Annotated in this window: 14 protein-coding genes; 13 read left to right on the top strand and 1 reads right to left on the bottom strand. The window is 44.1% G+C overall.

The window, feature by feature from the left end; translation table 11 throughout:
* Positions 1–145: 145 nt before the first annotated feature.
* Positions 146–1075 carry an L-lactate dehydrogenase gene (locus FS818_RS08755; RefSeq protein ID WP_145331440.1) on the bottom strand — a complete coding sequence of 310 codons (930 nt, stop codon included), beginning with the start codon at positions 1073–1075 and terminating at the stop codon, positions 146–148.
* Positions 1076–1423: 348 nt separating this feature from the next.
* Here FS818_RS08755 and FS818_RS08750 point away from each other — a divergent pair, with 348 nt between their 5' ends.
* The 13 genes from FS818_RS08750 to FS818_RS08685 all read left to right on the top strand — a co-directional run bounded on the left by FS818_RS08750 (position 1424) and on the right by FS818_RS08685 (position 12086).
* Positions 1424–2701, top strand: a complete 1278-nt coding sequence (locus FS818_RS08750) for a WD40/YVTN/BNR-like repeat-containing protein (protein ID WP_186331687.1) — start codon at positions 1424–1426, stop codon at positions 2699–2701.
* Positions 2702–2850: 149 nt separating this feature from the next.
* Positions 2851–3060, top strand: a complete 210-nt coding sequence (locus tag FS818_RS08745) for a hypothetical protein (RefSeq protein WP_145331436.1) — start codon at positions 2851–2853, stop codon at positions 3058–3060.
* A 270-nt stretch (positions 3061–3330) separates the two neighbouring features.
* Entirely contained in the window at positions 3331–4113 is a 783-nt protein-coding gene (locus FS818_RS29225; protein ID WP_260989814.1) for a hypothetical protein, read from the top strand.
* Between the two features lie 484 nt (positions 4114–4597).
* Positions 4598–5170: a histidine phosphatase family protein gene (locus tag FS818_RS08735; protein WP_145331434.1), complete on the top strand. Its 573-nt coding sequence runs from the start codon at positions 4598–4600 to the stop codon at positions 5168–5170.
* 17 nt (positions 5171–5187) lie between these two features.
* The gene (locus tag FS818_RS08730) at positions 5188–5967 is read left to right on the top strand and encodes a phosphotransferase (protein WP_145331433.1); all 780 of its coding nucleotides are present in this window, start codon (positions 5188–5190) and stop codon (positions 5965–5967) included.
* 31 nt (positions 5968–5998) lie between these two features.
* Entirely contained in the window at positions 5999–6778 is a 780-nt protein-coding gene (locus tag FS818_RS08725; RefSeq protein WP_186375441.1) for an HAD family hydrolase, read from the top strand.
* Positions 6779–6809: 31 nt separating this feature from the next.
* Positions 6810–7286 carry a GNAT family N-acetyltransferase gene (locus FS818_RS08720; protein WP_145331429.1) on the top strand — a complete coding sequence of 159 codons (477 nt, stop codon included), beginning with the start codon at positions 6810–6812 and terminating at the stop codon, positions 7284–7286.
* Between the two features lie 85 nt (positions 7287–7371).
* Positions 7372–8457 (top strand): CHAP domain-containing protein, encoded by a 1086-nt coding sequence (locus tag FS818_RS08715; protein WP_145331427.1) that lies wholly within the window; start codon positions 7372–7374, stop codon positions 8455–8457.
* A 62-nt stretch (positions 8458–8519) separates the two neighbouring features.
* Entirely contained in the window at positions 8520–9086 is a 567-nt protein-coding gene (locus tag FS818_RS08710) for a GNAT family N-acetyltransferase (protein ID WP_145331425.1), read from the top strand.
* Between the two features lie 314 nt (positions 9087–9400).
* Positions 9401–9955: a GNAT family N-acetyltransferase gene (locus FS818_RS08700; protein WP_145331423.1), complete on the top strand. Its 555-nt coding sequence runs from the start codon at positions 9401–9403 to the stop codon at positions 9953–9955.
* A complete protein-coding gene (locus tag FS818_RS08695) occupies positions 9952–10563 on the top strand; it encodes a C39 family peptidase (RefSeq protein WP_145331421.1) in 612 nt (203 codons plus the stop codon). Before FS818_RS08700 ends, FS818_RS08695 begins: the two co-directional genes overlap by 4 nt.
* A 182-nt stretch (positions 10564–10745) precedes the next feature.
* On the top strand, positions 10746–11144 hold the full coding sequence (locus FS818_RS08690; protein ID WP_145331419.1) for a DUF2500 domain-containing protein: 399 nt from the start codon (positions 10746–10748) through the stop codon (positions 11142–11144).
* 192 nt (positions 11145–11336) lie between these two features.
* Positions 11337–12086, top strand: coding sequence for an SDR family NAD(P)-dependent oxidoreductase (locus tag FS818_RS08685; RefSeq protein WP_145331417.1), 750 nt, complete (start codon positions 11337–11339; stop codon positions 12084–12086).
* Positions 12087–12102: the final 16 nt, after the last annotated feature.

Here is a 12102-nt window from a genome sequence, read left to right as displayed (position 1 = left end):
ATAATTAATGATAATCATGAACGGGCTGAGATTAAACGATGATCTTGTATGGAAGTGGAACGCCTTGTCACGTCATATCAAAAGACCATCCGGAACTCCATACAGAGTTGTTGGATGGTCTTTTTTTAATGGATAAGAGTATATGTTATTCCAGTCCGGCAATCTGTTCTTTTAATTTGTTTGCAGATGCCTGAAAGGCCAATTTCTCGGTTTCATTCAACGGAAGAGGCAGAATTTCACGCACACCATGGCGATCTACGACACAAGGTACACCCAGATATACATCAGAAACGCCGTTATAATCTTCAAGCAGTGTGGAAACATTCAGAACGGAGCCTTCGTTACCCAGAATGGCAGCGACAATACGATCGAGCGCCAAGGCGATGGCATAGGAAGTGGCTCCTTTGGCATTAATGATCTCGTAAGCTGCATTTTTGGTGCTGTTGAAAATCTCTTGTTGGGTTTCTTCGTCCAGTTCAAGGTCTGTTCCCGCAACGTTTGCCAGACTCCAGACAGGCACCTCGGAATCGCCATGTTCACCGATGATGTGAGCGTGAATGCTACGAGGATCGATGCCTTTATTTTTACCGATCAGATAACGGAATCGTGCGCTGTCCAGCAACGTACCTGAGCCGATGACCCGGGATGCCGGCCAGCCGCTTTGTTTCCAGGACGTATAGGATAAGATATCGACAGGGTTCGTAGCAATCAACAAAATACCGTGCGAGTTGACTTCGGTAATTCGATCAATGATGTCTTTGAAAATGCTTGCATTTTTCTTCAGCAGATCAATTCGAGTCTCGCCCGGCTTTTGGGAAGCACCCGCAGTAATGATGATGATATCGGCATCTTTGCAGTCGGAATAGTCGCCTGCCCAAACTTTAACTCCCCCGGTAAATGGCAGACCGTGGTTCATATCCAGCATTTCGCCGGTTGCCTTGTCATGATTCACATCCACAAATACCAACTCGGACGAACGCTGTCTGAGCATTAGCGTGTATCCCGTTGTTGTTCCTACCGCACCCATGCCGATAATAACGACACGACTGGGTTTCAATGCTGTACTTGTTGTCATAATCTTTATCCTCTCCTTTTTGGGTATACTACCATCCATATTAAGGGATATGTGGAGATAAAGCGAGTTTTGTCTATAACTTTTTTCACAATATATCTCATTTACCTAGGAAATTCGCTAAAAAGGTTAATAAATGGACTTCACACGACTAAATAAATTAGTTGTGCCTTTTTAATTAAGGACAATGATCGGCAAGTATATTCAACATTCGTCAGGTTCCCCGACGGTGTGAGCCTTTAGGTCGAAGTTTGTGGTAGAATAGGAGCAGTGGATTCTGATGAATCGTAAATATAACTTCGTCACAGAGACATGCGCGTCTGTCTGATGAATGAGAGAGGTGGAACCCACTTGCGTTTGCAATGGAAAAAAATCGCGCAGACAGCCCTGCTGTCTATAGGCATCATGATGTTGCTGGTTGCATGTACCAAAACGGAACAGCCGCCAGTTGCAGAACCTCAGGAACAGGATGACAGCGGTAACGTGGGTCAGACCCTTACCGTTGTACCTCCGACAAACAATAACACTGAAGCAACGGAGATGGCCAAATATCAAATTCAGACACGTTTGACCGATTTTCAACTCATTAATGATAACGGCGGCCTGGCCTGGGGAGTTACGCGTAACGCGCTCCGGCTTTATTACACTCAGGATCGGGGGAAAACGTGGACAAACATTTCGCCGTCAGAGAATGTGCAATTTCCGGCTAATCCGAAATATGGAGAAAGTATTTATTTTGTAGATCGTATGCATGGCTGGATTGTTCGAGAGGGGATGGGGGGCACAGATACGATTGTGCTTCGTACCAATAATGGAGGCGTGAGCTGGAGTCTGTCTTCCTTGTCGAAGACGGATAAAGTAACAGCGATATCCTTTGTCTCTCCCGAGAAAGGCTGGGTTCTGACGACACTCGATACGGGAATCGGTAAACAGGACAAGAACCTGTATCGTACTCAGGATGGAGGTACAACTTGGGAGCGAATGACTTCCAGTGATGACAAGGATAAATTCCAAACGGGTGAAATTTCAAGACGTGGCTACACCACGGGCATGACATTTTCAGACTCCAAGCATGGATTCTTGAGTGCCATAGAGTTCGGTACACCGAAGCTGTATGTGACATCAGATGGTGGTGAGCAGTGGCGAACGGGTTCTTCTTTTTTCAACCGGGATAAATTCAAAGCGTGCGGTAATTTCACGATTAGTGCACCTCAATTTTTTGGACGTGAAGCGAAGTCGGCCTGGATGTCCATGTCCTGTGCCAGCGGAGAGAGCATAACGTTCAGCGGTTTCTTCACAGCAGATGGTGGTGTAAGCTGGAAGCCGTATTCATTCAACCTGAATAAGCAAACAGGGATTAACCGCAACCTGGCGCCTGTATTTCTAAGTCCGTCCGAAGGCTGGGCGATGCAGAAGGGCATTATGTATTATACGAAAGATACAGGCAAAACGTGGACAGCCTATCCAACGAGCAGTGTTTTAGAAAAGATTTTCAAAGATTATCCTGAAATTGTGAAGATGCAGATGGTATCGCCGAACCTCGGCTGGATCTTGGTGGAGAATACCGATGCCAAACGATCGTTGCTATTGCAAACTGTAGATGGCGGAGAACATTGGAAAGTACTTTAATATGCCGCTATTGTGAAAAGTGTAGGGGAAATCTCGGATGAGGTTTCCCTTTATTTTTATTTTATTTTTTTGATACATTGTGAAATAAATCACAATTAAATCGTGAAGATGATGTTATATTTAACTCAAGAAGAAAAGGAGTGATGAAGATGAGAACCAACGGTCAAACTCAATTCACGCAGGCGGATGAATTAACAAGATACATGCTTCACTTATGCTACACATGTGACGATGCTAATCGTTGCACCACTGAAGAAGCCGTGAAAGCTTGCATGGCTGCACATGCAGAGACAGAGCAGCCGGAACAAGCAGAAGGCGTAGATGTAACCCGTGGATTCATGGACATGATGTACGCCTAGTGAAAGAAAGTGGAGATGAAAATAGCGCTGTATCAACGATTGACCCCCAAAAGGGGGTTTTTCTTTTTGAAAAAGCAAAGGAAAATCACATAACCTGCAATACAACAAGATAGTAGGGTGAGTAACCTTTGTTCCTTCTGTTGTTATCCAGTAAAAAAATAAAAATGCAAAAATTTAGATGATATTTATAGATCAGCAAGTTAATGTTTAGACAAGTGGATAGGGAAACATTAAATTAGGATTGTACATAAACACTTTAGGGGGATTCAGGTGAAAACAACATTATTCAAAAAAGCTGGTCTATTAATTGCTGCATTTATGTTAGTAGCAAGTTTAGTTTCAAATGCTAGTGTAGGAGCTACTGTAGATTATAGCGGAGGGCTGTTAGACGGAAAAAAATTGTTTAATAGTGGTGGTCCTACAAATGGAGTACTAACGGACACTGAGATGACCGACAATAATGAGAGCACTTCATTTTTGATTGCAAAATACACACAAGGACCATCAGGAACCTTTGATCATGTCAACTATGATTTTACAACTCCACAGACGCTAAAAGCATATCGTTTAAAAACGGATCGGAGCAATGGTATTGTTATTGAGCTATATGACAACGCTGGGATCAAAATTAAAAGATTTGATATTTCCACGACAGATGGTTCATTAGTTGAGTTTCCTGAGATTGTAACAGGAGTTAGTAAAGTAAGCCTTGCTCACAGCGATACAACTCAACCTTTAAAAGTATATGAATTTAATGTGTACGACCAGATCCCTACTCCACAGCCAGAACCAGAACCAGAACCAGAACCAGAGCAACCCTCTAGCAACCGTGCAATCTTGGTAGTTACGATGAATACAGGTCTTGAAAAGGAATTTGACCTAAGCATGCAAGAAGTTAACAGCTTTATTGACTGGTATGAAACAAAACAAGCAGGTAGCGGAAAAGCATCGTATGCCATTGATAAGCATGATAATAACAGAGGACCTTTTAAAAGCCGCAAGGACTATGTCCTGTTTGATCGTATCCTGACATTTGAGGTAAGTGAATATTAATGAAGAGTGCTTCATCAACTTAGGTTGATGGGGCATTTTTTGGAAGCTAAACATGTCGTGTATAATATATATCTATTTAACAATGCTTGCTCCCATTAGTTTCATAACATAAAATGGTAAATAAGATACCGTCGAGGCTCAGTGGAAAATGGGTATTAAACCACGTAACTACTCGCCTAGATAGTATAGTAAATAATCCATTTCATTCGTTGTATTGGAGGGATCAATTTTGAATTTATGGTTGTGTGCACGGGTATGATTTGTCTGGTTATCAGGTACAAAGATCGTGTGAGTAAATGGATATTATACTCTGTTTCACTTCTATCTATATTTGGAACATTAATTTTCTATATAAATTAATAAATCTCTACATCAATGAAAAAGCCATTACATAGCTCCCATTGACGAACAGCAAATACATGTAAAGACTTCATTTTACATAGATGCAGGAATGAATGAACGGTTCTAGAAAAGAGGGATACATATGGCTACATTAGGAATTATCCGTCACGGCGTGACAGACTGGAACGATCAATATCGGGCACAAGGACACACTGATATCCCGCTCAATGCAGAGGGGAGAAGACAGGCACATTTGCTTGCTGAGCGAATTCGATCGGAGCAATGGCATTACATCTATTCAAGTGATTTATCGAGAGCATTGGAAACGGCATCTATCCTTGGCGAAGCAAATTCGATTGAAATACGTGTGGATGAACGGTTACGCGAGATGGACTGCGGACAGATTGAAGGTACCACGGAGCAGGAACGTGTAGATCGGTGGGGTTATGGCTGGTCCAAGCTGGATTTGGGGATTGAATCTCATGAATCGATTGTAAAAAGGGGAAGGCAGTGTCTTGCCGAGCTAGCTAACCGACATTCAGGTGAGAACATATTAGTTGTAAGTCACGGAGCATTTCTCGGTCTAACCATGAAAAAACTTCTTGCTCATATGGATATTCATGAAAATCTGTCAAACACATCGGTAACTCACTTGCATAGCGGAACTCCTCGGTGGGATTGCTCGCTCTATAACTGTACTAAACATCTCACTTAAACGGAGGAGGAACTCCCTTGCAACTCGCAGATATTCCATCGGAGATATTGGGGCAGGTTGGAACGGTACAGCGAATTACGTTTCCAAGGCAAGGTCACACGTCTACCGTTGCCGTTCTGGAGACAGTAGGTCAGAGATATGTTATCAAAAAAACAGAGCATGAACTCTACAATGAATGGTTATCGGACGAATATATCGCGATGCAGCTTCTTCAAGGAACAGGAATCCCTATTCCGAAAACGCATTTATTTTACATAGAGAATCACTCCAGATGGCTATTGATGGATTATGTGGAAGGAATCTCGTTGAGGCAATTTCTTGCCAGCCATCCGGCTCAAGAGCATAAGGAAAAGGCAATTACCAGCTTCGGACGTTCCTTGAGAAAGCTACATGAATGCCCTTGTCCAATGGAATGGCAACATGCGGAGTCTACTTGGCTCGATACAATGCTAGCCAAGGCGGAGTATAATCTGGCTCATTATTCAGTAGACGGAACCGAAGAATTGCTCACTCGTTTGAAAAAGAACCGACCAAGTCCGGTGCAGCCTACCTTAATTCACGGCGATTTCACTATCGATAATGTACTCGTCCATAACGGCGAAGTCGTGGGAATAATCGATTGGGCGGGCGCTACCTATGGTGATCCCCGGTATGACGTGGCCTTAGCCATTCGGCCGAAAACGAATGCATTCGAGCTTGAGCGGGACAAAGATATCTTTTATGATGCGTATGGCAAACGGAGATTAACGGAAGAAGAATATCGATATTTCGAAGATGGAATATATAACTTTTTCTAAAAGTGTACAAAAGCGAGACAGGGGCTGTGCAATGGAATTCCCGTTAATTGTTGTAGATTTGGATGGAACACTTTTGAAGGCTAACAAAGAAGTTTCCGAGAGAAACATAACGGCGATCTTGAACTGTGCCCATCGTGGGATGAAATTCATATTTGCGACGGCGCGCCCACCGAGGGCTGTGAAAGCTTTTTTGCCCGAAGAATTGCTGAAGCTTGGTTCATTTGTCTATTATAACGGCGCGTATACAAATTGCAGACATACTGGAAAACAAAATCACATTGGAATCACACCTGCGTTAACTGCGGAGGTTCTAGACTATTGTTTGGCATGTAATCCGGATCTGGACATTAGTTTAGAAGTGAGGGATGTATGGATGAGTTTGAAGCCCTATGATGCAGAGACCATCATGAAAGTAAAAGGCCAGCCGATGGTCAGGTCGTTGATGGAGCTTAAACAGCAAGAAGCATCTAAGATCCTTTTCACAGGCAATCTGGACCGGATGGCTTTTCAAGAACGCTTTGAAGGGAAGTTGAACATATTGGTCACGGATCAAGGTGAATTAACACAAGTCTCGGCGTTGAATGCATCCAAGGAACATGCCGTCTCTGTGATCTGTGATGCCATGGGTGTTGCAATGCAAGATGTGATGGTGTTTGGGGATGATGTAAACGATATCGGTCTGTTTGATCAATGTGGTTGGCCTGTGGCGATGGGGAATGCCACTCGGGATTTAACATGCAGAGCCAAAGAGATAACAGAAACGAATGAAAATGACGGGGTAGCTGTTATTTTGGAGAGACTTTGTCAGTGATGTCGTGAACGGAATGTGGAGGTACAGAGCCATGAAATATATCATAAGAACAGCTGTTGTTAGGGATATCGCAGGACTCCGTTCTGTTCGTAATAACGAGGAATTATTCATGTCCTACATGAAACAGCAGGAAAATAAAGAAATCATCGTAGCTGTTGCTGAAACCGATGATGAGGATCGGGCCATCTTGGGGTTTGGTGTTCTTAAATTACAAGGAAAGCTGGTTCCTAAATTAAGTGATCTGTACGTTAAGGAAGTATATCGAGGTCAGGGTGTTGGATCAGCATTGATCCGGTATAGGGAAGAATGTGCAAAAGAATTGGGTTATCACGAAATGTTCGTAAGTGTTGATCCAGTCGAAAATCCTAAAATGGTCAAGCTGATCTCGAAGCACGGTTATCATGCCATCTCTGAGCCTTACTCCAAGCAGGCTATCTACTATAATGAAGATGGTTCAAGTTACGAGAAAACGTACACACGGATGGATTTGAAAAAGAAACTGCTGTAGTGTTGGTTTGCTTCGCTCCACGTAGTTGTTAACTTTGCTGTTGCGAGTCGGATGACACACAAGATTGTTGAAGGGTTGCGATGAGATGAACACAGGTGGTACTATAGGAACCCCAAATAATAGAATAGACGAAGTGGCACGTGTTATTCGCGCAATGTCTCACGAAGGATTCATGGGTAAAGAAGAGGTGTGGATTCAACTTGTTGGTGTGTCTAGTTTCGCTTCCTTGCTTGCGACTCGAAGAGGAGTAAACCAGGAACTGGCTGCGATCACAGGTTTGCTTCACGGATGTTACCTTTACAGAACCGGGATCAATGTTTTCCCAGGTCCTAATAGCGCAGATACTGCAAGGCAGCTACTCCGGGGTTTACAGCTATTCAGTGAGGAAGAGTTGAGTATCATACTGAATTCGATTTTTGTTCAAGAGGCATGCCAGCAGGTTCAGGGGCCGTACGAAGAGATTTTAAAGGATGCGATCCAGTTACAAATGAACTTCTCCCCTGTAAAACAGAGTACTGCAACCAAAATGGAGAAGGTCAGATTGCATCATGTACTACATGAGCTTGGAATGACGGTTGAGGTAGATGAAATGGATTCCACTGGCTCAACGGTAGAAAAACAGGGTTACTGTGAACAAAGACGCTTAGCCCTTGCTGATGTTGCAGAAAAGTTGGCCAAGCAAAAGATTATCGGAGTTCCAGAGGATGAACTCTTTCGGGAGATTTGCCAGTATTGGCCGGACCCCGATATCCACTCGATACTCAAGGCTAATTGGTGCGCGGCTTTTTTGTATCATTGCTGTATGCAGGTTGGTATTAAACTACCTATTCGTTATCCTAACCAGACGTATCGTTTAGCTGGAGTTGGAGCATGGCTGGACTGGTCGAGATTACCTGAAACTGGATTTTTCTATCTTGATGAGGAAGACGGTTTCAAGCCAGAGCGTGGTGACTTGGTCGTATACGAAAAACTGCTGTCCGATGACTCGCATGATCACATTGGCATCGTTTTGTCTTGTGAGGGTGATCACTTACTCGTCGCAGAAGGAAACGTGGATAATCACAACTACTCGGGCATCGTAAACAGATCCAGAGGTGACTGTATTCTTGGATACATTCGAATCAATGATGGCTACCAATTTCATTTCGAAGGGGAATATAAACCGATTTAAGATTTGAAGCTGGCTGGTAGCAGATTAAGGCGGCTGTAGAATAAATATGTGGAGGGGTAATTATGTTCAAACATGCCTTAGACCGAACAGATACAGCGTATCTTTCGCTGTTTACATCCAATGACGCTGCAGCGTTATTTCGGTTAATTGATCGTAACCGGGAACATCTCGGAGCCTGGCTCAGGATTCCTGATATGACTTTGACTGAAGAGGATTCAGCGGGTTTTATCGAACGCACTCGTCTGCGTTACGCGCAGGAGGAAGGATACTGGTTAGGGATCTGGTTTCGAGGCGAACTGGCAGGTTCGATTGGATATTGTGACATTGACATTGGTAACAGAAAGGCTGAAATTGGTTATTGGCTGGGCCAGGAATATGAGGGGAATGGACTCATCACGAAGGCAGTTAAGGTCCTTATTCAGCACGCATTTGAGCAACTTGGATTAAATAAAGTGGAGATTGGTGTAGCAACTGGTAACCAGAGAAGTCGTGCCATACCGGAGAAGCTGGGATTTCAACGTGAAGGCGAGTTGCGAGATTACGAGTTTTTGAATGGGAGATTTCTACATCGAGTGATGTACGGCCTAAGGGCCGATGAGTGGAAATCTAGTGATTCACAGCGAGATTAGAGCTTATAAGACGACAACGGGATGAATACTCTAATGAGTAAACTACCTTTATTTGTAATCACAGGTGCGAGCGGTACGGGAAAAACAGCGGTGCCATCGCTTGTTCGCAAGCTTTTGCCTGAATCTGATGTCTTTGCAGAACGCGGATAAAGCCTTTGACCCGGCGATGCCGACGGTGGATACAACGAACCTGTCTTCCGAAGAAGCTACGAAACAGATTGAGTAGTGGGTAAGGAAGAATTGGTAGACTAGTCTTATATCTGAATGGAAAAAACGTTCAGAAGGTAACATAGAAGGATGATTGGAGGGGTTACATGCTCCCTTTTCAAGTCAATGATTCTATTCAGTTAAAGGTTATACAATCACAAGATCGAGATGAACTATACTCCTTAATTGATGAGAACCGAGTGATTCTAAGAGAGTGGCTGTTGTGGGTTGATAAAAGACAATCTCCTGAGGATTTGGATACTGTTATTGAAATATGGATACGTAACTACGAAGAAAGAAATGGTTTCGATGCAGGAGTATGGTATAACCAAGAATTGGTTGGCATGATAGGTTTGCATTACATCGATTGGAAAAACAAAGCGACGAGCATCGGATATTTCCTATCGGAATCGGCTCAAGGGAAGGGCATCATCACAACATCTATTCGAAAATTGAGTACATATCTATTTAATGAACTGAAGTTAAACCGAATTGTGATTCAATGCGCAGAGAACAACATCAAAAGTAGATCCATCCCTGAGAAGATCGGATTTATAAACGAGGGCACATCCAGACAGGCTCAGTGGTTATATGATCATTATGAGAACATTGTGACGTACAGCTTATTGTCCAGTGATTGGCAGGAGGAAGGTTCGAAATGATATTCAACACCATCATATGGCTGGCAATCATCTGGTTAATTTATCGCTATTACAGTCTTCCGAAGAAAGATCACATGTACAGCGTCAAAGTGCCCACTACATATTTCATTTCGTCCCCCAACAGGACGGAGGTACAGAAGAACGTCGAATGTGCTGCTTTTTCCAGTGCATATGTGTTAAGACATTTCGGTACCGAATCCGAAGGAGATGAGCTTTATCGGAGGTATCCGCGCAAATTACTGGATGGCACCTTTTATCCAAAAGCAATCATTGTTTTTTTCAAAAAACTCGGGTACTCTGCCACGTATTTGCGTGGTAATGTCACTACGTTAAGAAAGCAGATCAGCCGCGGCGTGCCTGTCATTCTGTTCATCAGGGTTCATTCGGACCGGCGATTTTTGCACTTTGTGCCTGTTGTCGGGTATGACGAAACTCATTTTTATCTGGCAGAGTCTCTGGATTTCAAGCGAAATTGTGACGAAGCGCAGTACAACCGGAAGATAAGCGTAAATGAACTGGAATCGTTATGGAACACATGGTTGCCTTTCAGCCGCAACTCTTATATCGTGATTGAGCCCAAACCTGATTCTTTAGATAAATCCGCGTAATAAATAGTGCTATAAAACGGTTGAAGCATGGCTGAGTATGTTCATAATATAATCGGTGCTCCACCTACGATATACGATGTAAATATTTCATCAGGTTAACAAGTTCCGTGTTCGTCCGCATATACATTACAGAAGACGGGTCAAGACTCCGGCTGTCCGAAGTATGAACGGAGGGGAGAGACATGGGCATTGAATCATCCTGGATGTTTGATTTGTTTGGAACCGTCTTTCCGGTGGCATTTGTCCTGATTCTGGGTATCGTGCTGTTATCAATGGGCAAAGAAGTATGGAGGTGGGGGCGCAACAATGCAGAGCCTCTGCTGACCGTACACTCTCGCATCACCAGCAGACGGGTAAAGATGAGCCAGGCGCCTTCCGAATCCGGCACCGCAAATGCCGCACGAACGTTGTATTACGTCACTTTTGAAGTAGAGAGCGGTGACCGCTTGGAATTCAAAGTGAATGGCGAAGAGTACGGTATGTGTGCCGAAGGGGATGAAGGACGGCTCTCCTTCAAGGGAACCCGGTATATTGGATTTGAACGCACGAATCGTCTGTACACTGAACGTTTACGAGGTTAAAAGAAGTTGAAAATGGAGTAGCTTGCGCCCGAATGGCGTAAGCTTTTTTTGACGGATTCGAGGACAAGCGTTTCTTAAAGGGGCGAACGTGTTTGTATATAAGTATAGAGTTAGTGGAAATCGGTAAGAAGTGAACAAGGTAATAAGTATATCAAATTAAAAAGAGAGTCTTACCAGAGGAGGAAGATGGTCATGTCATTTACAGATCAGGTTGTTGTTGTCACGGGAGCGGCCCAGGGAATTGGGCGTAGTGTTGCCGAAGCTTATGCGGTTGCCGGGGCCAAAGTCGTGCTTGCCGATGTTCAGGAAGCCGAGGGAGCGGCGGCAGCGGCTTCTATCCGCAATGAGGGCGGCGAAGCTATCTTTGTGCAGTGTGATGTGCGGAAGGAGCAGGATATTCAGCAGCTATTCGATACCACAGTGAAAGAGTTCAAGCAGGTTGATGTATTGGTGAATAACGCTGGCGTGTCCAGGTGGAAATCGCCCTATGAGCTAACGCTGGACGAATGGGACGATGTGCTCAATACGAATGTAAGAAGCTGTTTTCTGGCAAGTCGGGAGGCGGCCCGGCATATGAAAAAAAATGAACATGGCGGTGCCATCGTAAATATGGCTTCGACTCGTGCACGAATGTCTGAGCCGAATAGCGAGGCATATGCCGCATCCAAAGGTGCAATTACAGCGCTGACACATGCGATGGCAGTCTCACTTGGTAAAGACAAAATTCGGGTCAATTGTATCAGTCCCGGCTGGATTGAGACTGGAGATGTGTCCAAACTCAAAGCAGAAGACCATGAGCAACATCCATCCGGCCGGGTGGGGGTGCCATCGGATATTTCAAGGGCCTGTCTGTATTTGTCCGACCCTGCTAATACCTTTGTCACAGGGACTAATCTCGTAGTTGATGGAGGCATGACCCGAAAAATGATATATGAGGACTAGAACCGGGACGTTGCCC

Origin of the sequence: Paenibacillus xylanexedens, from assembly GCF_007680605.1 — a bacterium.
Classification (GTDB): Bacteria; Bacillota; Bacilli; order Paenibacillales; family Paenibacillaceae; genus Paenibacillus; species Paenibacillus xylanexedens_B.
This window is presented reverse-complemented; position numbering and strand designations above follow the sequence as displayed.